Origin of the sequence: Croceicoccus marinus, assembly GCF_001661675.2 — a bacterium.
GTDB classification, from domain to species: Bacteria; Pseudomonadota; Alphaproteobacteria; order Sphingomonadales; family Sphingomonadaceae; genus Croceicoccus; species Croceicoccus marinus.
Window position 1 is genome coordinate 1,985,316 of the sequence record NZ_CP019602.1, and the last position, 24,038, is coordinate 2,009,353.

Genomic DNA, 24,038 nt, shown 5'->3' on the forward strand with positions numbered 1-24,038 from the left:
AGGAAAAGGCATTAGACCCATGGAAATCCGCGCCGCAGAAATCTCGAAGGTCATCAAGGACCAGATTGCCAGCTTCGGCACCGAAGCGCAGGTAAGCGAGGTCGGTTCCGTCCTCTCGGTGGGTGACGGCATCGCCCGCATCCACGGCCTCGACAAGGTCCAGGCCGGCGAGATGGTCGAATTCTCCGACGGCACCCAGGGCATGGCCCTGAACCTCGAGGCCGACAATGTCGGCGTCGTGATCTTCGGCTCGGACGCCGCCATCAAGGAAGGCGACCAGGTCAAGCGTACCGGTACCATCGTGGACGTCCCCGTCGGCAAGGGCCTGCTGGGCCGCGTCGTCGACGCGCTGGGCAACCCGATCGACGGCAAGGGCCCGATCGTCGCCGGCAAGCGTTCGCGCGTCGAGGTGAAGGCCCCGGGCATCATCCCGCGCAAATCCGTGCACGAACCCGTGCAGACTGGCCTGAAGGCCGTCGACGCCCTGGTCCCCGTGGGCCGCGGCCAGCGCGAGCTGATCATCGGCGACCGCCAGACCGGCAAGACCGCCGTCGCCATCGACACCTTCATCAACCAGAAGGGCCCGAACTCGGGCGATGACGAGAGCAAGAAGCTCTACTGCATCTATGTCGCCGTCGGTCAGAAGCGTTCGACCGTCGCGCAGATCGTGCGCCAGCTCGAAGAAAACGGCGCGATGGAGTATTCCATCGTCGTCGCCGCCACCGCGTCGGAGCCCGCTCCGCTGCAGTTCCTCGCGCCCTACACCGGCTGCGCGATGGGCGAATTTTTCCGCGACAACGGCATGCACGCCGTGATCGTGTACGACGACCTTTCCAAGCAGGCCGTCGCCTATCGCCAGATGTCGCTGCTGCTGCGCCGTCCTCCGGGCCGCGAAGCATACCCCGGCGACGTGTTCTACCTGCACAGCCGCCTGCTGGAGCGCGCGGCCAAGATGAACGAGGAAAACGGCGCCGGTTCGCTGACCGCCCTTCCCATCATCGAGACGCAGGCGGGCGACGTGTCGGCCTATATTCCGACCAATGTGATCTCGATCACCGACGGCCAGATCTTCCTTGAAACCGGCCTGTTCTTCCAGGGCATCCGCCCGGCCATCAACGTCGGCCTGTCGGTCAGCCGCGTCGGCGGTGCCGCCCAGACCAAGGCGATGAAGAAGGTCGCGGGCTCGATCAAGCTGGAGCTGGCGCAGTACCGCGAGATGGCGGCCTTCGCGCAGTTCGGTTCGGACCTCGACGCCTCGACCCAGAAGCTGCTGAACCGCGGCGCGCGCCTGACCGAGCTGCTGAAGCAGCCGCAGTTCTCGCCGCTGCCGTTCGAGGAGCAGGTCGTGTCGATCTTCGCGGGCACCAACGGCTATATCGATCCGATCGCCGTGGACCGCGTGACCGAGTACGAGGCCGAGATGCTGTCGTTCATGCGTTCGCAGCATGCCGACGTTCTGGCCGAGATCCGCACCACGCAGAAGTTCGAGGGCGAGACGAAGGACAAGACCGTCGCCGCCCTTCAGGCCTTCGCCAAGCAATTCGCCTGAACCCCAAGAGAACACTAGCTAGGGAGCCGAAATGGCCTCGCTGAAGGAACTCAAGGGTCGGATCAACTCGGTCAAGTCGACCCAGAAGATCACCAAGGCCAAGCAGATGGTGGCCGCCGCGAAGCTGCGCAAGGCGCAGGCCGCGGCGGAAGCCGCACGCCCCTATGCCGAACGGCTGACGGGCGTGATGGCCAGCCTCGCCGGCAAGGTCGGCAAGAACGACCAGGCCCCGCGCCTGCTCGCCGGCACCGGCTCGACGCAGAAGCACCTGCTGGTCGTCGCCAACTCGGACAAGGGTCTGGCCGGCGCGTTCAACTCGAACATCGTCAAGGCCGCGCTGGTCAAGGCGCGCGCCCTGATTGCGGACGGCAAGGACGTCGAATTCTACCTGATCGGCCGCAAGGGCCGTCCGGTGATCCGGCGCACCTTCCCCGACCGGATCGGCGTACAGTTCGACACCACGCAGGTGCGCGAGCCCGGCTTCAACGAGGCCGAGCAGATCGCGGACGAGCTGGTCGGCATGTACCAGGACGGCCGCTTCGACGTGGCGCATCTGTTCTACTCGCGCTTCCAGTCGGCGCTGGCGCAGATCCCGACCGAGCAGCAGATCATCCCGGTCGCCGCTCCCGAAACTGCCGCTCCCGAAAGCGACGCGGTGGTTGAGTACGAGCCCGGCGAGGAGGAAATCCTCGAGGCGCTGCTGCCGCGCTATCTGAAGACGCAGATCTTCAAGGCGCTGCTTGAGAATAATGCGTCGGAACAGGGCGCGTCGATGACCGCGATGGACAATGCCACGCGCAACGCCGGCGACCTGATCCAGAAGCTGACGATCCAGTACAACCGCAGCCGCCAGGCCGCGATCACCACCGAACTCATCGAGATTATTGCTGGCGCGGAAGCGCTGTAGCAACAACATGCAGCTGGCGCGGAAGCGCTGTAGCAACAACATGCAGCTGGCGCGGAAGCGCTGTAAGTTAAAGGCAAGGAAACACCCATGGCCACCGCACCCTCGCTCGACTATTCGGGCACGTCCAATGTCCCCGCACAGGGCAAGATCAGCCAGGTCATCGGCGCCGTCGTCGACGTCGTGTTCGAAGGCGAGCTGCCCGCGATCCTCACCGCGCTGGAAACCGACAACAACGGCCAGCGCCTCGTTCTCGAAGTCGCGCAGCACCTTGGCGAAAGCACGGTCCGCACGATCGCGATGGACGCGACTGAGGGCCTGACCCGCGGCCAGCCCGTCGCCAACACCGGCAAGCAGATCTCGGTCCCCGTCGGGCCCAAGACGCTGGGCCGCATCATGAACGTCGTCGGCGAAGCCATCGACGAGATGGGACCGGTCGGTTCGGACATGTATGCTCCGATCCACGCCAAGGCTCCGGAATTCATCGACCAGTCGACCGAAGCGGCCATCCTGGTCACCGGCATCAAGGTCATCGACCTGCTCGCTCCCTATGCGAAGGGCGGCAAGATCGGCCTGTTCGGCGGCGCCGGCGTGGGCAAGACCGTGCTGATCCAGGAACTGATCAACAATATCGCGAAGGGGCACGGCGGCGTGTCGGTGTTCGCCGGCGTGGGTGAGCGTACCCGCGAGGGCAACGACCTCTATCACGAATTCCTCGACGCGGGCGTCATCGCCAAGGACGCCGACGGCAACGCAACCTCGGAGGGTTCCAAGGTGGCGCTCGTGTTCGGCCAGATGAACGAGCCGCCGGGCGCGCGTGCCCGCGTGGCGCTGTCTGGCCTGACCATGGCCGAGTACTTCCGCGACCAGGAAGGCCAGGACGTGCTGTTCTTCGTCGACAACATCTTCCGCTTTACGCAGGCGGGTTCGGAAGTGTCGGCGCTGCTCGGCCGTATTCCCTCGGCCGTGGGCTATCAGCCGACCCTGTCGACCGACATGGGTGCGCTGCAGGAACGCATCACCTCGACCACCAAGGGTTCGATTACCTCGGTGCAGGCCATCTACGTGCCCGCCGACGACTTGACCGACCCTGCGCCGGCCACCTCGTTCGCCCACCTTGACGCGACGACCACGCTGAACCGCGCGATTTCGGAACTGGGCATCTATCCCGCGGTCGACCCGCTGGATTCGACCAGCCGCGTTCTGGAACCCCGCGTCGTCGGTACCGAGCATTACGAGACCGCCCGCGCCGTTCAGGAGACGCTGCAGAAGTACAAGTCGCTGCAGGACATCATCGCCATCCTGGGGATGGACGAGCTGTCGGAAGAGGACAAGCTGACCGTCCAGCGCGCGCGCAAGATCCAGAAGTTCCTGTCGCAGCCGTTCCATGTGGCCGAGGTCTTCACCGGCATTCCGGGCAAGTTCGTCCAGCTGGAAGACACCGTTAAGTCGTTCAAGGCCGTGGTCGAAGGCGAATACGACCATCTGCCCGAGGCGGCCTTCTATATGGTCGGCGGCATCGACGAGGCGGTCGAGAAGGCCAAGAAGCTGGCCGAAGACGCCTGATTTGATTGAGACGGGCGGAGGCTAATGCTTCCGCCCCCTCCTTCACGATATTGACTGAAAGCTGAAACGATGGCGCTGCATTTCGAACTCGTAACCCCGGCCAAGCTGGTCCGCTCGGAAGACGTCCACATGGTGGAAGTCCCCGGCAGCGAGGGTGCGTTCGGTGTCCTGGAAGGCCACGCCCCCTTCATGTCGACCATCGCCGACGGCCAGATGCGCATCTACAAGACCGCGAACGCCGTGCCGGAGATCATCACGGTGTCGGGCGGTTTTGCCGAGGTGGGCGACAACGGCCTGACAGTGCTGGCCGAGCACGTCGAGGATTGATCTTCCATAAAAGGCCGATACACTTCGGCCCGCCGTTCAAGGCATGACAAAGGCCCGCCCCGCGCGGGCTTTTTCCGTTTGGGGCGGCGCCATGGCGGCACCGGCAAGCGTGACGGCCCAACGGCTTGCCTCGCCTTGCTGAGGGCGCCATCGATCCAAGCGACCACCACCCCGGCCTATTGGCAGTCCTGCCATTGTGGATAAGTCGGCGGATCGTCAGCGCCCGGCTTCCGCTCGTCTTAAGGGCCCCCGTAAGCGTTCAGTTTCCATCGGCAGCCAGGGGGGCACAAGCATGTCGAGATACACGTTCCACAGATCGGGCAAGGACAGCTGGAGCAGTCCGCGCCCCTTCACCGACGCCAATCTGCGGCGCCAGCATTACGGCCGGATCCAGCCCATGGAAGAGCCCGGCCTGCTGCAGCGCCTCCTGCGGCTGGCCTGATCTCGCGAAAGCTCAGCGGCGCTTTCGCGTGGGGGCGTGGAAGTCGGCGGGCTTGTTCGCGACCCAGCGCAGGAACGCCGCGATCTCTTCGTCGCTTCTGATTGCCTCCACGTTCTCCCCCAGCCTTGCCATTTCCGAATTGGTATAGCGCGCGTGCAGCGTGCGGTGGCAGATCGGATGCACGTCAACCACCAGCCGCCCCCTGCGGCTTTTCGGCACCGGATGATGCCGCTCCACCGTTTCGCCCAGCGGACGTTCGCAGAGCCAGCATAGGGGCAGATCGGGATCTTCGTCGCTTTGGGCCATGGGTGGCAACAAGACCGACTAAACAGTCCGACTGCAAGCCCCGTGATGGTTAACGTTTTTTCAAGCCGAATTGCCGATACCCGGCTGCGCTACGATTCTGCGCGGCAGGAGGAATGACATTGACGCGGCTTATCATCCAGATTCCGTGTTTGAACGAGGCGGACGACCTGCCTGCGACGCTGGCCGCCCTGCCACGTCAGATCCCCGGCATCGACGCGATCGAGATCCTGGTCATCGACGACGGATCGCACGACGATACGTCCGAAGTCGCACGCCGCTGGGGTGTCCACCATGTCGTGCGTCATCGCCGCAATCGCGGGCTTGCCAATGCGTTCCAGTCGGGGCTCGACATGTGCCTTGTCGCGGGGGCCGATATCATCGTGAACACCGATGCCGACGGACAATATGAAGGCGCGGATATCGCCGCGCTGGTGCAGCCGATCCTGCGGGGAGAGGCGGATATCGTGATCGGCGATCGGGGCGTGGGCAAGAACGCCCATTTCGGCCCGATCAAGCGGCGGCTGCAGAGGATGGGCAGTTCGGTCGTGCGCAAGCTGTCGGGAACCGACATCACCGATGCAGTCAGCGGCTTTCGCGCCATCAGCCGAGAGGCTGCACAGCGCCTGACCATCACGACCGAGTTCAGCTATACCACCGACATGCTGATCCAGGCCGGGCGCAAGCGCATGGCGATCACCAGCGTCCCGGTCCGAACCCACCCGGCGACGCGGCCCTCGCGCCTGTTCACCTCCATCCCGCGGTTCATCAGCCAGACCGGGGTGACGATCGTGCGCGCCTATACCACCTATAACGCGCTGCGCGTGTTCGTCGGCACCGGTATGCTTCTGACGCTGGCGGGCCTGCTGCCGATCGTGCGGTTCATGTGGTTCTATGTGAACGGCGATGGCAGCGGTCATATCCAGTCGCTCGTCATTGGCGGCTCGCTGCTGGTGCTGGGCGCGCTGGTCGCCGTGATGGGCATGCTGGCCGATTTGATCACCGCCAATCGCAAGCTGCTGGAGGCGACGCTGCACAAGGTCCGCAGGCTCGAGGAGCGGCTGGCGCAGGACGACGGCATGGCCGAGGCCTGCGAAAAGGAGGGCGAAGCGGCCGACATCCTCCCCCTCGTGAAACGCAAGCGCGAGCCTGCGCGCCGGAGCCGCTGAACTTGGCGAATACAGCGACGCCTGTCCGGCGCGGCACGTCTGGTCTTGTGCCCGATCCCGACAGTCCCTTCTGGCCGACCGCCGGGATAGCGCTGCTGCTGGCGGCGCAATCCACGGTGATTGTAACCAAGGCGGTGAACTGGGACGAATTCCATTATTACGCGATGGTCGAACACTTCCGCTCGGGGCAGCTTCCGACAGCGCTGCAGACATTCCATGTTCCGCATTTCAACGGGTTGCCCGGCACGGCGAACAACGTCGACGCAATCGTCGTAGCACGCCGGGCCATGTTCGCCTGCGAACTCGTCACCCTGGCGAGCATCTATGCTGCGGCTCGGCAATTTGCGGACCAACGGATCGCGCTTTTGTCGGTTCTTACGTATCTGACTACCGGATACGTCCTCCAGCACGGTTTCACCTTTCGCACCGATCCGCAAGCCACTGCCGCGCTCATGGTCGCATTGGCCATTCGTGCCCGCGCGCCGTTTGGCGTCCGGCAGGGACTGCCGCTTGCACTGATAGCGGGCACCCAAGCCGGACTGTCAGGAATGATAAAGATCAAGGCCGTCCTGTCTGCTCCGGCATTTCTGGGCCTCGCCTGGTTGCGGTTTACCAATGATGGGCACAGGGCTCGCCCCAGCAATGGTTTCATGACCCCCTGGGGTATGCAAGCCTACCGGGATACCGGTCAGCCGCTATGCAGGGAGGCAGCGGAAGCTGCTCCCGTTCCCCTGGCGCTGGCGAACTGGTGGGCGAATTGGTGGGTGTTCGGCGATCTCGACAATGGCCGGCCCAAATTGTTTGCTTCGCGCGATGCGGAAGCGCTCAGGGATAAATACATACAATTTAGCGGTCCGCTATTTCCTGCCGGCAAAGAGGTTCCCGACGGCGCCGCTGTCCGCGCAAGCGAATTCCTGGTCCCCGGGCCATACACCGCCCATGACGCGCCGCTGGTCCTGGACGGCGATCTCCTCGCCCCGGCGCAGACCGTGCATGTCTCTCGCGCCGTGCATCATCTGCGTTCTGCAGGTGAAGGCGATGCCCGCCTGGTCTGGGAGCCGGCGAAACTACTTCCCGAACCCGATGACCTGAACGGGCCAAGCCGGGTGGCCTTGTGAGGAGAGACGTCAAGCTAACTGAACGCGAGGCGCTCTGGCCGCTTGCCGTCATCGCGCTGCTGCTGGTCCTGCAATTCAGCATGATCTTCACCCGGTCCATCAACTGGGATGAATTCTACTGGAACTACGAGATCGAGGCCTTCGTGAAGGGGGGCGTCAGCCGCCCGCTGCAGACGCTGCATGCACGGCTGTTCTCATGGCTGCCCGGCCGGCCGGGTAACGCGGTCGACCACATCGTTGTCGCACGGTGTTTCATGTTCGCGTGCGAAATTGCGACCCTCTGCTTCATTGCCGGCATAGCGCGGCGCTTTACCGGACGAGCCAACGCCTACCTCTGCGCGCTGGCCTATCTGTCGGCGGGATATGTCTTTCAGCATGGCTTCTCGCTGCGATCCGACCCAATGGTCACGGCGGTTCTGACGGGCGCGCTCTACGTATTGGCGCGGCTGAGGGTAACCCCCGTGTCGGTGCTGTGCTTCGGCCTGCTTGCAGGCAGCGCACCGTTAATCACGATCAAGTGCGTCCTTTACCTGCCCGCCTTTGCCGCGCTCTTCTGGCTGCGCCTTTCCGAAAGCGGAAGGAGCATCGCCGCGCGGGGCCGGCTGGCCCTGTATCCCGTCGCTGCCGTCTTCGGATTCGCGGTCATCTATCTTATGCATTCCGCCACGATGCCGGCGGCCACGCTGATCGCTTCGTCGGGGGGAGACGCAGCGACATCCGCAGCCAAGGCTTCCGGGGCGATGATAGGCGCCTCGATCCGCGCGATGTTCTTCATCGGCACCCCGCCCTATCTACCGATAACGATAAAATCGGCCAGCATCTCTCCTGCATTTGCCGCGCTGCTCCTGCTGTCTCCATTCGCGATCTGGCGGATCACGCTGACCCGGCCTGAAAAGCTGGCGCTTTCCGGATTGCTTTCGGTAATCCTGACGCTGTTCTTCTACCGCAATTCCGCAGCCTATTATTATGTCTTCGTGCTGGCACCTGCGGCGGCGGCTCTCGGCCCCTCCCTGTCGCTGGCTCGCAAGCGATTGCCCGTCTGGGCCCTGTCCGCGATCTTTCTCGTCTTCGCTCTGCTGGTCTTTGCGAAGGAAGACCGAACCGTCATCGCCCGTCAACGCCAGACGCTTGGCGCGGTCCACCAGATATTTCCCGATCCGGTGGCTTATATCGACCATAACGGCATGATCGGCGACTTCCACAAGATGAACCTGCTAATGACGCCGTGGGGCATGGAACAGTATCGCGCGTCGAAAGAGAACAGCTATCGTTCGGCCATGCAGAGCCGGCCAGTGCCCCTTCTCCTCGAAAACGACACCCTGCTGACCGAGGTGATGACCGGCGATCGGCCCGCAAGCATTCTGTCCGCCGCCGATGTTGCAGCACTGCGCGGCAATTACGTGCGCTATTGGGGGCCTGTCTGGATCACCGGGAAACGCATCCCGGGTTCTGCGAAGTCGGTCCGCACCGAATTCCTTGTGCCCGGCGATTATCGAGTGGTCGGAAGCCCGCTGCGGATCGATGGAGCGGTTTACGGTCCGGGCGCCATCGTCTCCATCGACCGCGGAATGCACGAGCTCTTGGCAAAGGGAGACCGCGACACGCTGCTGCTCTGGGCCGATGCTGCCGAGCCGCCATCGACGCACCCGCCCCAGGGCTACCTGTTCGTCGGTTTCTGAACGATGCCCGCACCCGAACACGCCGCCGCGCCCATCGATGTCCTGCTGTGGGGTTGCTGCGACATGGGCAAACCCCGCAACCGGATCACGCTGGCGGCCATGAAAGCCGCAGGCATTCCGGTGCGATCCATCTGCAAGGACCTGTGGAGCGGGGTAGAAGACAAGAGTCGGCTGGGCGGAACCGGAATGCTGCTGTTCGCCCTTCGCTACCTGTTCGCCTATCCCGCTCTTGTCCTTCGCTTCCTGCTCGCCCCCAGGCCCGACGTCATATTGCTGGCCTATCCCGGAGTGATCGACGCGCTCGTCATCGGGCCGGTCGCTAGGCTGCGAGGCATCCCTGTCATCTGGGATGTTTTCATCTGCGCCTATGACACCGTCGTGCGCGACCGGCAGATGCTCGATCCAGATGGCTTTCCCGCCCGGTTGCTTCGCTTCGCCGAACGCCTCGCCGCCCGGAACGCGGTGAAGCTTGTTCTCGATACCCGCGCCCATGCGAGAATGTTTGCCGAACTATATGATCTTCCACCGGACCGGCTGTCGGCAATCTTCGTGGGAGCCGAAGCAGATGCATTCTCAGCCGCCGGGGCGGCGCAATCCTCTCGCAACGACGCCGATTCTTCGACTCGCGTCCTGTTCTACGGGCAATTCATCCCGCTGCATGGCATCGAAACGATCATCGGGGCAGCTTCTCTGCCCGAAGCTGCCGGCATCGACTGGACCATCATTGGCACCGGTCAGGAAGCCCGTCGTATCCGCCAGATGCTGGACAGGAAACCGGTCGCTACTCTCGAGTGGATCGACTGGTGCAACTACCGCGATCTCCACCGCCATATTGGCCGCGCCGATGTTACGCTCGGCATATTCGGACAGAGCGAGAAGGCCGCCAGCGTGATCCCGAACAAGGTGTTTCAGCTGATCCTGTCGGGAAAGCCCGTGGTGACGCGCGACAGCCCCGCCATGCGCGAACTGCTGACGGGCGAGGAATCTGGCATCGCTCTTGTTCCGCCGGGCGATCCCCAAGCGCTGCTTGCAGCCATAAGGCGGCTTGCCGCAGAACCGGTGCATACCGATCACGCGGCAATTGCGGCGCGCTTCTCCATCGATGCACTCGGCAAGAACTGGCGTGCCATGTTCGAGGAAGTTCTGGATCGCGGCGCGCAGCCTGGTCTAAAGCAACGGATCAGCAGTTCGCGGAAAGGTATCGCTTGACGACCCGGATAGACATACTGCTTGCCACCTATAATGGCGCGCGCTTCCTGCCGGAGCAATTGCAGTCGCTGCTCGGGCAGACCCATAGCGACTGGCGCCTGATAGTGCGCGATGACGGTTCGAGCGACCGATCCCGCGAGCTGGTCGGCGAATGGGCGCGCGATCATGGTGTCGAATGCGAAATGCTCGACGACGGGCTTGGCAACATCGGTGCATGCGCCAGTTTCGGCAAGTTGCTCGAAGCGACGGATGCCCCCTATTTCGCTTGCTGCGACCAGGACGATGTCTGGCTGCCGGAAAAGCTCGGCATCATGTTGAAGGCCGTCAGGACCTTGGAAACGCCGAACGGTGCTCAGACGCCATTGCTGGCCTATAGCGATCTCGTCCTTGTCGACGGAGAACTCAACCGGATCGCGGGGTCTTTCCGCCAACATTGTTCGATCGCTTCAATCCCATCCAGCTTGCCGCTACGCCGACTGCTTGTGCACAATGTGGTGACGGGCTGCGCCACCCTGGGGAACAACACGCTGGCAAGGCTCGCCGCTCCGATTCCGGAGGGCACGCGCATGCATGACTGGTGGCTGGCCCTTGTCGCGGCCGAATTCGGCCGGTTGATCGACGTTCCGGTGCAGACCGCACTTTATCGCCAGCATGGCCGAAACACCCTAGGCGCGGCCCGGCTGGGAACGGCGGGCGCCCTTTCGCGGTTCGCGGCCGAACCACTGGCGGTGCTGAAGACGCGCGCCGCCATCATCGAAGGGGAAAAGCGTCAGGCGCGTGCGTTCCACGACCGCTTCCTCACCCGCCTATCCGACACCTCGCGCGAGATTGCCCGCGGATATGGCTATCTCGACGAGCGCGGTTTTCTTGCCAGAAAGGCTTTCGTGATACGGAACGGGCTGAAGCGGCACAATCTGCTTTCCCAGCTGACATTTCTAGCAACTGTATGACGCGCCGCCTGACAGCTTTCGCCAGCTTTCACGGCGATCCCGACTTGCCAGCTTACATCCGATACCACCTAGCCGCCCTCAGGCCATTTTCGGATTGTCTGGTCTTCGTTTCAAATTCGCCGGTATCAGCGAGTGGAAAAGACTTTCTGGCTTCGATCGGCTGCGAATTTCTTCAAAGAGAGAACACGGGATTCGATTTCGCTGCTTGGCGCGACGGTCTCGACAAGTTCCCCACGGAGGACTTCGACGAAATTCTACTTACGAACTCGAGCATCATCGGTCCGGTCCGCGATCTTTCCTCGGTCTTTGCGCAGATGAAACCGTTTGATGGTGATTTCTGGGGGCTGACCACCAGCTTCGGGGGAGGAAGAAAGCATCTGCAAAGCTTTTTCCTAGTCTTCAGAAAGCCGCTGATCACATCCAGAGCATGGGCGGACTGGTGGAGAAATATCGAGGATCTGCACGACAAGAACGAGGTCATCCGCCGATACGAGATCCCGCTGTACCGTTATTTCGAGAAGGCAGGTTTCAGCGGGAGCAGCTTCATCAGTCCTCCCCGCAAACGCGAGATGACGCGCCCTTTTCTGCGCAAGCGCGAAGGCACACTGCCGGTCGTGCCTGCCATGCGTTACTGGACGAATGTGACCATTCATTCGCCGGTCGAGCTGGTCCAGCAGGGATTTCCCTACGTAAAAGCGTCGCTAATCTGGGGTCACAATCGCAGGCAGGGGATCGATCTTGCCCGCCTGCAACAAATGCCGGACCTGTCTTACGACTGGGACATCATCCAGCCCTGAAGAGCACTGTTTGCGAAGCAGAGAACTGAGTCAGGCATCGCCGGTCAGCTGTCGAGGTCAGCAGATGCGCTCAAGCGAATGAATTCGCCCTCGTCTGCAGGGCCTGGCCTCAGATCGGCAAATCCTTCCATCAGTTCCCTAAGCCGTTCGGGGGTCCGCGGAAGGCCTTCTTCAAGAGCCCGGCTTTCGGCGAACATTCCAGGCGCAGCGTTACCCATATATTCGTCCCGGATTTCGGTGAATCCGGCCGCTTCGAGCGCTTCTTTCAACGACCGCCTGGTAAACAAAACGAGATGGCGCGGCGCTTCGATGCCTCGCCAATAGCGGCCGAAGCGGCGATAGCCTCGGCTGCCGATGTTCGGCGTTTCCAGCCAGATGCGCCCACCGGACTTCAGCAATGCGCGGCATTGCCGCAATGTATCAACGGGCCGGTGAACGTGTTCGATCACGTGGCTAAGCGTGATTACGTCATATTTCCAGCCCTTTTCCGCCAATTCGGGAAGAGTGTCGTCGGTGACGGGCAACCCCAGGGCATTGGCACTGGCCCGTGCCTGCGGGTCTGGATCGGTCCCATGGACCATCCAACCTAGCTGACGTGCAACGGCAAGAAAACTTCCGCTACCGCAACCGACATCCAGAACGCTTGCACCCGCTTCCGGCAGACAAGGAAGGTTTCGCAATTCTCCTTCGACTCCAAGCGCCGATTTCCTGCGTAGTAGTCTTAGAAAGCCTCCGAAAGGAACAGCCGGCTTCAACTGACTGCCAAACCGGGCATTTACATAGCCTTTTGCGAAATAGCGGCTTGGCCCAGCAAACCGGTTCCAGGGAGCCAAGCCATCCGCCGGGCCAGCGTCGTGCGTATAATAGCTCTCGTAAGCCTGGCCGATCGAAGCTTCGTCCGGCCTCGGGTCCAGATAGGCGCTATGACAGGCATCGCACTTCCAGAGTGTCCACTCTCCCCGAGCGGTGCAGAAGGTATCGTCGATCAACGCCGCTTCCAGTATCTCCCGCTCAATACCGCCACAGACCAGACATTCGCCAAGATGTTCGAGCGCATCTGCTGGCCATGGATCCTGCCATGGGCAAGGTGTTTCCCTGTTCATCCGCCCGGCTCCGACTTGCGAAAGACAACGGTGAGTAGATCAATGATTTCCGTGCGAAGGCTGGTCGGCATGGATACGAAAGCCCAACCCGAGGCCGCGCAGGCTACGAAGGCGAAAGACAGCCACCAAAGCTGGCTCCACGATTCAACCGTGGAGGAAAGCACCAAGGTTACCGCGAGAATGATCAAGGGCATCACAAGCTTTTTGAACATTTCGGCCAGCACTCCCGCAAAGCCGAGCATGAGGACGGTATCGGCGCCGACACGCATCAGAAACGCAAGTCCGGCGCCCCATAAGCCAAAAAGCCATAGACCGGCTGCCAGAAGCGCAAAATAGGGGAGCAATTCGAAAAGGTGGATCTTCGCGATGATATCCGGCCTGCCACGCGCCTGGATAAAGCTGAAGGGAAGATAGGCGACCGCATTCACGAAGAAGGCGAACAAGAGCAATCGTCCTACGGGCGCTGCTTCAGCGGCAAAATCTGGGTCGATCCAGATCTCAAGAAACGGCCCCACCGCCAGGATAGCGACCGCAAACAGTGGCGTCATGGCAACAAGCAGACGATCGGACCCTGTTCCCAGCAAGCGTCTGGCATCATCCTCCGGCAGCTCCGAAAATCGAGGGAAAAGCGTACTGCCGAGAGCAGAAGCGATCAAAGTCGTCCGATCCGCCAGATTAAAGGGCACCGAGTAGTGCGCCACTTGTCGAGCGCCCTGCAAGGCTCCGATCACGAAGCGGTCGAGCATCGTCATCAGCGGTCCGACAATCGACGAAATCGTTACCCACGAACCGAAGCTGACCAACCGTCTGGCAGTCGAGCGGTCGAAATGCAGAAGTTTCCATCCGGTAATCGATCGTGCCACAAACAGCAGCATCAGAAAAAGCGTGACGACCCTCGTCAGAAGCGCCGCCGGTATTAAAAGCGCTAGCGAATTCGAAAATTCATAGGCAAGACCAAGCGGCACAAGCTGAAAGAGCAGGGCACCCAAGACGAGGATCAGATTGAGTGCGCGAAACTGGCTTGCCCCCTGCAAGGCGCCGCCAAGCACCGCGCTGATCGTGGCGATCGGCACCGCGAAGCATAACCAGGGGGCGATCTGAACAATTTCCTCACGGATCGGCTTATCAATTCGCAGCACGTCCGAAAAAACGAAGGGTAATGCGAACCATAGAACCGCGAAGGCAATAACCGCCAGCCCGATGTTGAGCGACATTGCGGTGCCAAGCGCCCTTGCCTTCTCGAACCGGGAGCGGCTCTCTATCCGAGCGATTTCCTGGGCGGTGGCGCGTCCAAGGCCAAGGTCGAAGATGCCGAAATACCCCAGCAATGCCCAGACGATCGCCAGAACGCCATATCGCGTCTCACCAATAAGCCCAAGATACGCAGGTACCGTCAAAAGCGACACCGCCAGCATCGCGACGGGCCCGAGCAGATTGTAGAGTGTGTTTTTCCTGAGGCTCATCGTTTCATTTAAAGCCTCTCACAAGAGCCTCTTTCGCAAAGCCGGAAGAAGCCCCATCAGTAAGGAATTGGCCGGCAATGTCATCCATTCGCGTCGGCCCCCTCCACATCTCTTGCCGATAGCACGGCCTGCGGATTGGTGGGTCCGCCGCGACGCCATGCGGCACGATCCCTTAAAACAAAATCAAGGTTTCCGGCTTATTCACCAAACCCTGTCAGCAATTGGTGAACGGCGGCGCGCCATTCATGCCAGCTGCGCGTCGCGGGCTTTGATGCAGGGATTGAGTGAATGAACGCTTTCGGCCGGAAGAACGGAATGGGCGGCATGGGGCAGCGGCCCGCCTTCGGGGTGGCGCGGCCGATGAAGGGCGGGTCCGAACCGCTGCGCACCACACCTCCTCCGCCGCCGGGCATGGACGAGCAGTTTCCGCCGCTTCCCGAACACAGGCCCGACGCCAATGACGAGGCGCTGGCCCGGCTGGCCGAGCGGTCGAACGCGATCCACGAACCCGACAAGGGGCCCGAGGGGTTCGAGGCGAGCGTCCACAAGATCAAGGAACAGGTGCTTCCCCGCCTGCTGGAACGCGTCGATCCCGAGGCCGCCTCGACCCTCACCAAGGAAGAGCTGTCCGAGGAATTCCGCCCCATCATCATGGAGGTGCTGCAGGAGCTGAAGATCACGCTCAACCGGCGCGAGCAGTTCGCGCTGGAAAAGGTGCTGGTCGACGAGCTGCTGGGCTTCGGCCCGCTGGAAGAGCTGCTGAACGATCCCGACATCTCGGACATCATGGTCAACGGCCCGCAGCAGACCTATGTCGAGAAGAAGGGCAAGCTGCAGCTCGCCAAGATCCAGTTCCGGGATGAGAATCACCTGTTCCAGATCGCGCAGCGCATCGTGAACCAGGTCGGCCGCCGCGTCGACCAGACCACGCCGCTGGCCGACGCCCGCCTGAAGGACGGCAGCCGCGTCAACGTGATCGTGCCGCCGCTCAGCCTGAAGGGCACGGCGATCTCGATCCGCAAGTTTTCCGAAAAGCCGATCACCATCGACATGCTGCGCGACTTCGGGTCGATGGACGACAAGATGGCGACCGCGCTGAAGATCGCGGGCGCCAGCCGGATGAACATCGTCATCTCGGGCGGTACGGGTTCGGGCAAGACGACCATGCTCAACGCCCTGTCCAAGATGATCGACCCGGGCGAGCGCGTGCTGACGATCGAGGACGCGGCCGAGCTTCGCCTGCAGCAACCGCACTGGCTGCCGCTGGAAACGCGCCCGCCGAACCTAGAGGGCGAAGGCGCGATCACCATCGGCGACCTTGTGAAGAACGCGCTGCGCATGCGCCCCGACCGCATCATCCTGGGCGAAATCCGCGGCGCGGAATGTTTCGACCTGCTGGCCGCGATGAACACGGGCCACGACGGTTCGATGTGTACGCTCCACTCCAACAGCCCGCGCGAGTGCCTGGGCCGTATGGAGAACATGATCCTGATGGGCGACATCAAGATCCCCAAGGCCGCCATTTCCAAGCAGATCGCCGATTCGGTCGATTTGATCGTGCAGGTGAAGCGCCTGCGCGACGGTTCGCGCCGCACCACCCAGATCACCGAGGTGATCGGCATGGAAGGCGACGTGATCGTCACGCAGGACCTGTTCAAGTTCGAATATCTGGACGAGGGCGAGGACGGCAAGATCATCGGCGAGCACCGTTCCACCGGCCTCAGGCCCTATACGCTGGAAAAGGCGCGCCAGTACGGGTTCGACCAGGCGTTCCTGCAGGCCTGCCTCTAGGGGCATCGCCGCCCGAAAGCATCGCCCCCTAGGGCGACAGCCACGTCAGCAGCGCCAGCGATCCGGCGACTACCGCCACCAGCAGGGCGGCCATGAACACGGCGGTCCACGGCATGCAGCCCACTGCATCGGGCCGCGCCCGGCGTGCCCGCCGCCAGTCGCCCAGCCACGCGACGATGGCCAGCAGCAACGCGCCCAGCGCCAGCATCGTCCAGTGCCCTGCATCACTCGCGATCAGCCAGTCGATCACTTCTGCCCTGCCTCCGTCAGCTTCGCCCGATCATGCTGCAGCGCAAAACGCACTTGATCCATGGGACGCCGCGGTCCCATAGGGCCCTATGGCCAAGACCCCAAGCCCTGCCGACACGCTGACCGGCCGGGACGCACCAGACACGGCGGCAGGCGGCCCTCCGCCGGAAGGTCTCGGCAAGACGCCTCTGGCGCGGCAAAGGCCCACGCTGGCTTTGGTGCTGCGGCTGGGGGCGGCGCTGACGCTGGCCACCATGTTCGCGCTGGTGAAGCTGGGGCACGAACACGGGCTGGCGCTGTCGCACATGCTGCTGATCCGGCAGGCCGCCTCGATCCCGATATTATGCGCGTGGCTGGCGCTGACTGCCGGCTTCGCGGTGATGCGCACCGACCGGCTGGGCGGCCATCTGCTTCGTTCGGCCTATGGCGGGGTCGGCATGGTGCTGAATTTCCTGGCCCCGATCCTGCTGCCGCTCGCCGTGTCGACCACCTTCAGCTTCACCGCGCCGATCTTCGCGGTGATCCTGTCAGCACTGGTCCTGCACGAACATGTCGGCAGATGGCGCTGGCTGGCGGTGCTGCTGGGGTTTGCCGGCGTCTTGGTGGTGGCTGGGCCCGGCGGCGGGCAGATTCCGCTTCTCGGCGCGATGGTGGCCGTCGGCGCGGCGTTCATGGTCGCGCTCGTGTCGATCCAGATCCGCGATCTTGCGCAGACAGAGAACAGCGTGGCGATCGTGCTCTATTTCGCGATCTTCACCGTGCCCGTCCTGTTCGTCTGGTCGCTGTTCGACGGCTGGACGAGCGATCCGGTCGACCTTACGCTTCTGGTCGCGATCGGCGTCGCGGGCACGCTGGCCCAGGTGCTGCTGACGCTGGCGCTGCGCTTTGGCCAGGTGGCGAGCGTTATCGTGATGGATTACGTCTCGCTGATCGCGGCGGCCTTCTATGGCTGGTACCTGTTCGACAATCTGCCGCCCGCCAGCCTGTGGGTGGGCGCGCCGCTGATCATCGCGGCGGGCATGACCATCGTGGTACGCGAACAGATCCTGCGGCGCAGGCGCATCCGCACGATGGAACCATAGGCACGAACATCGTGGAACCGGCATCGCCGCCCGGCGTTGTGCGAGGTACAGATGAAAAAGGAGCTCTACATGATCCGTCGTATCGCTATAGCCTGTGCGCTTGGCTCGCTGGCCTTCTCAGCCGCCGCCTGCAACACCGTTCAGGGAGCTGGCGAAGACATCGAATCCGTCGGCGAACGCGGTGAAGAAGCGCTCGACGGGGTCTGAGTCCAGACCCGCGAGTTCGGAATAACGGAAACGCCCGCCCTCACCGGCGGGCGTTTTCTTTTGTGCCCCGAGCCCTTGATGTCGTCAGGCGCGGAAATGCAGCAGCAGATTATTGGCGGGCAATTCGCGGCGTTCGGCCAGCTCAAAGCCATTGCCTTTCGCCAGATCGACCACATCCGCCAGATCGCGCAGGCCCCAGTTTGCATCGCGCGCCCTCAGCGACTGATCGAATTGCAGGTTGGACGGCGCGGTCTCGATATCCTCGGCGATGAACGGACCATAAAGGATCAGCGGCGTGCCCGACGACAGCACCCGCGCGGCGCCAGCGAACAGGCCCTCGGTCGCTGCCCACGGACTGATATGGACCATGTTCACGCACAGCATCGAGTCGGCGCTCGCCACCGGCCATTCGGCGGCGCTGGCATCCAGCGCAACCGGCGCGCGCAGATTGGGCGGTCCCTCAGCCTCGCGCCATGATGCGATGGATCGGATCGCGTCCGGGTCGGGATCGCTGGGCAGCCAGTCGAGCGCCGGGAACCGGCGCGCGAAATACAGCGCATGCTCGCCCGAACCGCTCGCGATTTCCAGCACCAGGCCGGTTTTCGGCAGGATCTCGGCAAGGCAGGCCGCAATCGGCTCGCGGTTGCGCTCGGTCGCGGGGGCGTGGCGGCGCTGGTCGATCCAGCGGTCGGCGGGATCGTGGCCTATTGCGGCCTCGGCCCTTTCGGTTTCGGTGCGGTCAGATCCAGCGGCGGACACGGGTGCGATACTCCTCGAACGCGGGGCCGAAGCGGGCGGCCAGATGGCGCTCCTCGCGCGCGATCACCAGCCGGTCGATCAGCACGATCGCCACCGGCCAGGCCAGCAGCGCGCCCAGGCTGTCCAGCGCCAGCGCCAGCCCCAGATGCGCCAGCGCCATGCCCAGATACATCGGATTGCGGGTGAAGCGATAGATTCCCTGCGCCACCAAGGCCGCATCGGGCTTCCACGGTTCGGGATCGTTGCCGGCGGAGCGGAACTGCACCAGCGCCTAAGCGATCGGCACCAGACCGATGACCACGATCACCGCCCCAGCGCTCCGCACTGCGCCGGGTATCGCCGGACGAAGCCCCAGCCAGTCGTCTGCCGCCAGCCCCGCCAGCAGCAGCCCGGCAAAGATCAGCGGCGGCGGAAAGCGGACGCCTGCGCTCGCTTCCCCGCCGACGTTCATCGTCTTCAGCTACCGCCCAGTTCGCACAGGGCCGGTTCGCCCGCCGGGCTCGGAGGCGCCTTCCACGTCAGCACGGGTTTGCGCGCGGCCCTGGTCTCGTCCATCCGGCGGCGCGGCGCGAAATGCGGCGCGGATTTCAGCGTCTCGTCGCCCGCCTTTGCCCGCTGGGCCAGGCTGCGTAGCGATCCGATCAGCCGGTCGAGGCCCATCTTGCTCTCTGTCTCGGTCGGCTCGACCAGCATCGCGCCGTGCACGACCAGCGGGAAATAGACCGTCATCGGGTGGAACCCCTCGTCGATCAGTCCCTTCGCGATGTCGAGCGTGGTCATGCCCTCGGGCAGGTCGTCGTCGCTGAACAAGGCCTCGTGCATGCACGGCCCCGCATCGGCAAAGGGCGCGTCCAATACGTCGTCAAGGCTACGCAGGATGTAATTGGCGTTCAGCACCGCATCCTCCGCCACCTGCCGCAGCCCGTCCGCCCCGTGCGAGAGCATATAGGTCAGCGCCCGGGTGAACATGCCCATCTGCCCGTGGAACGCGGCCATGCGGCCAAAGCTCTGCGGTGCCTGATCCGTGCACTGGCGTTCCTCGACCATGCGCAGCCGCCCCTTGTCGTCGCGGCGCACGAAGGGGATCGGCGCGAAGGGCGCCAGCGCTGCGGACAGCACCACCGGCCCGCTGCCCGGACCGCCGCCGCCATGCGGGGTGGAGAAGGTCTTGTGCAGGTTGATGTGCATCGCATCGATGCCAAGGTCGCCGGGGCGCACCTTGCCGACGATGGCGTTGAAGTTGGCCCCGTCGCAATAGACCAGCCCGCCCGCCGCATGCACCGCGTCGGAAATCGCCTTCATGTCGCGCTCGAACAATCCGCAGGTGTTCGGGTTGGTGATCATCACGCCGGCGACATCGGGACCCAGCCGTGCCTTCAGCGCCTGCAGGTCGACGCGGCCGTCCTTCGTCGCGGGAATATCCTCGACGCGGTAGCCTGCGAAGGCCGCGGTCGCCGGATTGGTGCCATGCGCGCTTTCGGGGACCAGGATCACCTCGCGCGCATCGCCGCGCGCTTCCAGCGCCGCACGAATGCACAGGATGCCGCACAATTCGCCATGCGCGCCTGCCTTGGGGCTCATCGCCACCGCGCTCATGTTCGTCAGCTTCATCAGCCAGTCGGACAGCTGCTCGATCACAGCATAGGCGCCCTGCACCGTGTCCATCGGCTGCAGCGGGTGGATGTCGGCGAAACCGGGCATGCGGGCCACCGCCTCGTTCAGGCGGGGATTGTGCTTCATCGTGCACGAGCCAAGCGGGAACGGACCCAGGTCGATCGCATAGTTCTGCCGCGACAGGCGGGTATAGTGCCGCACCGTCTCGGGCTCTGCCAGCGCGGGCAGGTCTACCGGGGCCTTGCGCGCGAATTTCGCCAGCGCGGGCGACAGCGCCTCGGGCACATCGTCGAAATCGACGCCGCACTTGCCTTCCGAGCGAAGCTCGAAGATCAGCGGTTCTTCCAGGTTCAGCGCGCGGTCGCCGCTCGCCGTGGGCGAGGCTTCGCCGCCATGCACGTCGGGAGCGCCCATTTCCGGCTTCCAGCCGCTGCGATTGATGCTGTTCATGCCATTTCCTCCCGGAGCGCGCCGGCCAGATAGTCGATGTCCTCGTCGTTCACCGTCTCGGTCACGGCGACCAGCAGCCCTTCGGCCATGTCGGGGCGGTCGGGGAACAGGCGGCCCATCGAAACGCCGCCCAGGATCTCGCGCTTGGTCAGCGCATGGGCGACCTCGCGCGCGTCCCTGCCGCTCAGCTTCAAAGTGAACTCGTTGAAGAAATTGCCTTCGTTGACGACGTCCACGCCGGGGATCGCACCCAGCCGTTCGGCCACCGCCAGCGCACGGGCATGGTTGATCCGGGCCAGCCTGCCCAGCCCGTCGCCGCCCAGCAGCGTCATGTGGATCGAGAATGCCAGCGCGCACAGGCCCGAGTTGGTGCAGATATTGCTGGTCGCCTTCTCGCGCCGGATATGCTGCTCGCGCGTCGACAGGGTCAGCACGAAGCCGCGCTTGCCGTCGGCGTCCACCGTCTCGCCGCACAGCCGGCCGGGCATCTGGCGCGTGAACTTCTCGCGCGCGCCGAACAGGCCCAGATAGGGCCCGCCAAAGTTCAGGCCGACACCCAGCGACTGCCCCTCGCCCACCACGATATCCGCGCCGAGCGATCCGGGGCTTTCCAGCAGGCCCAGCGCCACCGGCTCGGTCACAACCGCGACCAGCAGCGCGCCCTTGGCGTGCGCCGCATCGGCGATCCTGGCCAGATCGGGCACGCGGCCCAGGATGTCGGGATATTGCACCACGACCGCCGAGGTCCTGTCGTCGATCGCGGCGATCACCGCATCCTCGCCCGCATCGGCGGACAGCTGCGGCCCCACGCTTACCAGCTCGTCGCCGGTGAAGCGCGCCATCGTCTGGGCAGAGGACAGATAATGCGGGTGGATCGGGCCGATCACGGCGCGTTCCTTCCGGGTGATGCGCCCCGCCATCGCGATCGCTTCCCAGCACGCGGTCGATCCGTCATACATCGACGCATTGGCGATGTCGGTGCCGAACATGCGCGCGACCTGCGTCTGGAACTCGAACAACACCTGCAGCGTGCCCTGCGCGATCTCGGGCTGATAGGGGGTATAGGCGGTCAGGAACTCGCCGCGCTGGATCAGATGATCGACCGTCGCGGGAATATGGTGACGATAGGCCCCCGCCCCCAGGAAGAACGGCGCATCCGCCGCCGACAGGTTCTGCGCGGCCAGCTTCTTCATGTGCCGCTCGACCGCCATCTCGCTGGCATGCATCGGCAGGCCCGAAACCGGGTCTTTCAGCAGCGCTTCTGCCGGAACATCGGCGAACAGCGCATCGACATCGTCCACGCCGATGGCCGCCAGCATGGCGGATCGGTCGCTCTGGGTCAGCGGAAGGTAACGCATCAGGTAAAATCCTTAAGGGATCCGCCCATCACAGGCTCTCGAGGAACTTCTTGTAGGCGTCTTCGTCCATCAGCCCTTCCAGTTCGGACGGGTCGGACAGGGCGACCTTGAACAGCCAGCCATCGCCCTCGGCATCGCTGTTGACCAGCTCGGGCTCGTCCTCCAGCGCGCCGTTCACCTCGGTGATCGTGCCCGATACGGGGGTATAGACGTCGCTGGCCGCCTTGACCGAATCGACCACGGCGGCGCTGTCGCCCTTGCCGAAGTCGCTGTCCTTTTCAGGCAGTTCGATGAAGGTGATGTCGCCCAGCTGTTCCTGCGCGTGGTCGGTGATGCCCACGGTGCCGGTCTTGCCTTCGACGGCGATCCATTCGTGGTCTTCGGTGAAATAGATGGTCATGGCGTAGTGGTCCTTTGCAGGGGAAATTCAGGATTGGGCCGTTTGTGCGTTTCGGCGGAAATAGCGATGCGGCACAAAGGGCATGTCGGTGACGGTCGCCGCGATCTGCTTGCCGCGCATCTCGATGGTCAGCGCCGTGCCGGACAGGGCATGCCCCGCCTCGACATAGCCCATGGCGATGGGCTGGCCGACGCTGGGCGCGAAACCGCCGCTGGTGACGGTGCCGATCCGCGCATTGCCCGCATGGATGGCAGCTCCCTCGCGCGCGGCCATGCGGCCATCTATCAAAAGGCCGACCCGTTTCGCGCTGGGCCCGTGGTCCAGCAGGTGCAGGATCTTGTCCGCGCCCGGAAAGCCGCCGGTCTCGCGCCGCTTCTTCGACAGCGCGAAGGCAAGATCGGCGGTGACCGGATCGGTCTCCTCGTCGAGGTCGTGGCCGTACAGCGGCAGCCCCGCCTCAAGCCGCAGCGAATCGCGCGCGCCAAGGCCGACCGGCTTCACCATGTCCTGCGCGCACAGCGCCTCGGCCAGCGCCTCGACCTGTTCGGCGGGAATCGACAGTTCGAACCCGTCCTCGCCGGTATAGCCCGAGCGTCCGACGCCCACGTCGACGCCGTTCCATTTCGCATTGCCCGCCTGCATGAAGCTCAGCTCGGCAGCGATGCCGGGGATGACCCGCTCCAGCGCCTCGGCCGCGCGCGGGCCCTGCAGCGCCAGCAGCGCGCGGTCGTCCAGATGGCTGATCGCGATCTCGTCGGGCAGGAATTCGCGCAGATGGCCGATGTCGTCCCACTTGGTCGCGCCGTTGACGACCAGGTAATAGGTCGGCTCGCCGTCCTCCTGCGTGACATTGGTCACCATCAGATCGTCGAGAATGCCGCCATCCTCGTTCAGCAGCAGCGAATAGCGCACGCGTCCCGGCTTCAGGGCGGAGATGTCGCCCGGCAGCAGATTCTCCAGCGCCTCGGCCGCGCCATGGCCCGATACGATCAGCTGGCCCATGTGGCTGACGTCGAACAGGCCGGCTTTGGTGCGCGTCCATTCGTGCTCGGCGATGATGCCCCCAAGCTGACCAGGGTACTGGATCGGCATCAGGTAACCGGCGAACGGCACCATGCGCGCGCCGCGTGCGCGGTGCCACGCATCCAGCGGCAGCGTTTCGGGAGCGGGGGCTTCGAAAGCGTCCTGCTCGTCGATGTGGTCTTCGGAAATACTCTCGGTCAAGATAAAGGCTCCGTGAATAGGCAGGCCTGCGCGTCCGGCAGGCGGATACGCGCAAAACCCCCTCTGTCGCGGAAACCTGAGAGCTTCGCCGGTGGCCTTTTCAGGCAGCCGGAATACCCCTTCGGTGGCCTTGGCATGTCCGCCGCGGCACTTTCCAGAGCATCGCTATCGACCCACATGGTCCCTGTTGCCTGAGAGTTTCCGGGGCGGTTGCTCCTTCGGCGGCGCGCACCCCCGCCAAAAATGGCGAATCGCGCGCTCTCTCCCACACGGGTCAGCGATGTGGCGGCAAATTCCTATGCTGCGCCCGCAAAGTCAATCTGAG

General features: G+C 63.8%; 25 protein-coding genes and 2 riboswitches. Of the genes, 14 read left to right on the forward strand and 11 right to left on the reverse strand.

Going from position 1 to position 24,038, the window contains the following annotated elements:
- The first annotated feature begins 19 nt into the window (after positions 1-19).
- From atpA to A9D14_RS19815, 5 genes are all read left to right on the forward strand, one after another.
- On the forward strand, positions 20-1,549 hold the full coding sequence (gene atpA, locus A9D14_RS09465) for a F0F1 ATP synthase subunit alpha (RefSeq protein WP_066845684.1): 1,530 nt from the start codon (positions 20-22) through the stop codon (positions 1,547-1,549).
- A 31-nt stretch (positions 1,550-1,580) separates the two neighbouring features.
- Positions 1,581-2,456, forward strand: coding sequence for a F0F1 ATP synthase subunit gamma (locus A9D14_RS09470; RefSeq protein WP_066845686.1), 876 nt, complete (start codon positions 1,581-1,583; stop codon positions 2,454-2,456).
- 87 nt (positions 2,457-2,543) lie between these two features.
- Positions 2,544-4,019, forward strand: coding sequence for a F0F1 ATP synthase subunit beta (gene atpD / locus A9D14_RS09475; RefSeq protein ID WP_066845688.1), 1,476 nt, complete (start codon positions 2,544-2,546; stop codon positions 4,017-4,019).
- A gap of 69 nt (positions 4,020-4,088) precedes the next feature.
- Positions 4,089-4,346, forward strand: coding sequence for an ATP synthase F1 subunit epsilon (locus tag A9D14_RS09480; RefSeq protein ID WP_066845691.1), 258 nt, complete (start codon positions 4,089-4,091; stop codon positions 4,344-4,346).
- Positions 4,347-4,638: 292 nt separating this feature from the next.
- Entirely contained in the window at positions 4,639-4,788 is a 150-nt protein-coding gene (locus A9D14_RS19815; protein WP_185885216.1) for a hypothetical protein, read from the forward strand.
- A 12-nt stretch (positions 4,789-4,800) separates the two neighbouring features.
- Here the strand turns inward: A9D14_RS19815 and A9D14_RS09485 are convergent, their stop codons facing one another.
- Positions 4,801-5,094 carry an HNH endonuclease gene (locus tag A9D14_RS09485; protein WP_066845696.1) on the reverse strand — a complete coding sequence of 98 codons (294 nt, stop codon included), beginning with the start codon at positions 5,092-5,094 and terminating at the stop codon, positions 4,801-4,803.
- A 113-nt stretch (positions 5,095-5,207) separates the two neighbouring features.
- Between A9D14_RS09485 and A9D14_RS09490 the strand changes: the two genes are divergently transcribed.
- The 6 genes from A9D14_RS09490 to A9D14_RS09515 are packed head-to-tail and all read left to right on the forward strand — an operon-like array spanning position 5,208 to position 12,013.
- Positions 5,208-6,260: a glycosyltransferase family 2 protein gene (locus A9D14_RS09490; protein ID WP_066845699.1), complete on the forward strand. Its 1,053-nt coding sequence runs from the start codon at positions 5,208-5,210 to the stop codon at positions 6,258-6,260.
- 2 nt (positions 6,261-6,262) lie between these two features.
- Entirely contained in the window at positions 6,263-7,378 is a 1,116-nt protein-coding gene (locus A9D14_RS09495; RefSeq protein ID WP_087910487.1) for an ArnT family glycosyltransferase, read from the forward strand.
- Positions 7,375-9,057, forward strand: a complete 1,683-nt coding sequence (locus tag A9D14_RS09500) for an ArnT family glycosyltransferase (protein WP_066845708.1) — start codon at positions 7,375-7,377, stop codon at positions 9,055-9,057. The genes A9D14_RS09495 and A9D14_RS09500 overlap by 4 nt, the downstream gene beginning before the upstream one ends.
- A gap of 3 nt (positions 9,058-9,060) precedes the next feature.
- Positions 9,061-10,266: a glycosyltransferase gene (locus tag A9D14_RS09505; RefSeq protein ID WP_066845709.1), complete on the forward strand. Its 1,206-nt coding sequence runs from the start codon at positions 9,061-9,063 to the stop codon at positions 10,264-10,266.
- Positions 10,267-10,325: 59 nt separating this feature from the next.
- Positions 10,326-11,216, forward strand: coding sequence for a glycosyltransferase (locus A9D14_RS09510; RefSeq protein ID WP_232468917.1), 891 nt, complete (start codon positions 10,326-10,328; stop codon positions 11,214-11,216).
- Positions 11,213-12,013, forward strand: coding sequence for a rhamnan synthesis F family protein (locus A9D14_RS09515; protein WP_066845711.1), 801 nt, complete (start codon positions 11,213-11,215; stop codon positions 12,011-12,013). The genes A9D14_RS09510 and A9D14_RS09515 overlap by 4 nt, the downstream gene beginning before the upstream one ends.
- A 44-nt stretch (positions 12,014-12,057) precedes the next feature.
- Here the strand turns inward: A9D14_RS09515 and A9D14_RS09520 are convergent, their stop codons facing one another.
- On the reverse strand, positions 12,058-13,116 hold the full coding sequence (locus A9D14_RS09520) for a class I SAM-dependent methyltransferase (protein WP_083987822.1): 1,059 nt from the start codon (positions 13,114-13,116) through the stop codon (positions 12,058-12,060).
- Positions 13,113-14,579 (reverse strand): flippase, encoded by a 1,467-nt coding sequence (locus tag A9D14_RS09525; RefSeq protein WP_066845716.1) that lies wholly within the window; start codon positions 14,577-14,579, stop codon positions 13,113-13,115. The genes A9D14_RS09520 and A9D14_RS09525 overlap by 4 nt, the downstream gene beginning before the upstream one ends.
- A gap of 288 nt (positions 14,580-14,867) precedes the next feature.
- On the opposite strand from A9D14_RS09525, the gene A9D14_RS09530 reads away from it, so the two are divergent.
- Complete coding sequence (locus A9D14_RS09530; RefSeq protein WP_066845718.1) at positions 14,868-16,370, forward strand: CpaF family protein; 1,503 nt, start codon at positions 14,868-14,870, stop codon at positions 16,368-16,370.
- A gap of 28 nt (positions 16,371-16,398) precedes the next feature.
- Here A9D14_RS09530 and A9D14_RS09535 read toward each other — a convergent pair whose 3' ends face one another.
- Positions 16,399-16,620 carry a hypothetical protein gene (locus tag A9D14_RS09535; protein ID WP_232468489.1) on the reverse strand — a complete coding sequence of 74 codons (222 nt, stop codon included), beginning with the start codon at positions 16,618-16,620 and terminating at the stop codon, positions 16,399-16,401.
- A gap of 88 nt (positions 16,621-16,708) precedes the next feature.
- On the opposite strand from A9D14_RS09535, the gene A9D14_RS09540 reads away from it, so the two are divergent.
- Positions 16,709-17,701 (forward strand): DMT family transporter, encoded by a 993-nt coding sequence (locus tag A9D14_RS09540; RefSeq protein ID WP_083987823.1) that lies wholly within the window; start codon positions 16,709-16,711, stop codon positions 17,699-17,701.
- A 69-nt stretch (positions 17,702-17,770) separates the two neighbouring features.
- A complete protein-coding gene (locus A9D14_RS09545) occupies positions 17,771-17,908 on the forward strand; it encodes an entericidin A/B family lipoprotein (RefSeq protein ID WP_066848805.1) in 138 nt (45 codons plus the stop codon).
- Positions 17,909-17,992: 84 nt separating this feature from the next.
- On the opposite strand, the gene A9D14_RS09550 is transcribed toward A9D14_RS09545, so the two are convergent.
- Genes A9D14_RS09550 through gcvT form a run of 7 tightly spaced genes read right to left on the reverse strand, consistent with a single transcriptional unit; the run spans position 17,993 to position 23,713 of the window.
- The gene (locus A9D14_RS09550; RefSeq protein ID WP_198302081.1) at positions 17,993-18,616 is read right to left on the reverse strand and encodes a DUF938 domain-containing protein; all 624 of its coding nucleotides are present in this window, start codon (positions 18,614-18,616) and stop codon (positions 17,993-17,995) included.
- Positions 18,617-18,647: 31 nt separating this feature from the next.
- A complete protein-coding gene (locus tag A9D14_RS20035) occupies positions 18,648-18,932 on the reverse strand; it encodes a methyltransferase family protein (protein ID WP_232468490.1) in 285 nt (94 codons plus the stop codon).
- A 6-nt stretch (positions 18,933-18,938) separates the two neighbouring features.
- Positions 18,939-19,118: a hypothetical protein gene (locus A9D14_RS20040; protein ID WP_232468491.1), complete on the reverse strand. Its 180-nt coding sequence runs from the start codon at positions 19,116-19,118 to the stop codon at positions 18,939-18,941.
- A gap of 5 nt (positions 19,119-19,123) precedes the next feature.
- The gene (gene gcvPB, locus A9D14_RS09560) at positions 19,124-20,731 is read right to left on the reverse strand and encodes an aminomethyl-transferring glycine dehydrogenase subunit GcvPB (RefSeq protein ID WP_066845719.1); all 1,608 of its coding nucleotides are present in this window, start codon (positions 20,729-20,731) and stop codon (positions 19,124-19,126) included.
- Positions 20,728-22,089 carry an aminomethyl-transferring glycine dehydrogenase subunit GcvPA gene (gene gcvPA / locus A9D14_RS09565; protein WP_066845720.1) on the reverse strand — a complete coding sequence of 454 codons (1,362 nt, stop codon included), beginning with the start codon at positions 22,087-22,089 and terminating at the stop codon, positions 20,728-20,730. The genes gcvPB and gcvPA overlap by 4 nt, the downstream gene beginning before the upstream one ends.
- Positions 22,090-22,117: 28 nt before the next feature.
- Positions 22,118-22,489 carry a glycine cleavage system protein GcvH gene (gcvH, locus tag A9D14_RS09570; RefSeq protein ID WP_066845721.1) on the reverse strand — a complete coding sequence of 124 codons (372 nt, stop codon included), beginning with the start codon at positions 22,487-22,489 and terminating at the stop codon, positions 22,118-22,120.
- 27 nt (positions 22,490-22,516) lie between these two features.
- On the reverse strand, positions 22,517-23,713 hold the full coding sequence (gene gcvT / locus A9D14_RS09575; RefSeq protein ID WP_232468492.1) for a glycine cleavage system aminomethyltransferase GcvT: 1,197 nt from the start codon (positions 23,711-23,713) through the stop codon (positions 22,517-22,519).
- Between the two features lie 53 nt (positions 23,714-23,766).
- Positions 23,767-23,881, reverse strand: a riboswitch (glycine riboswitch).
- Positions 23,882-23,991, reverse strand: a riboswitch (glycine riboswitch).
- Positions 23,992-24,038 lie beyond the last annotated feature (47 nt).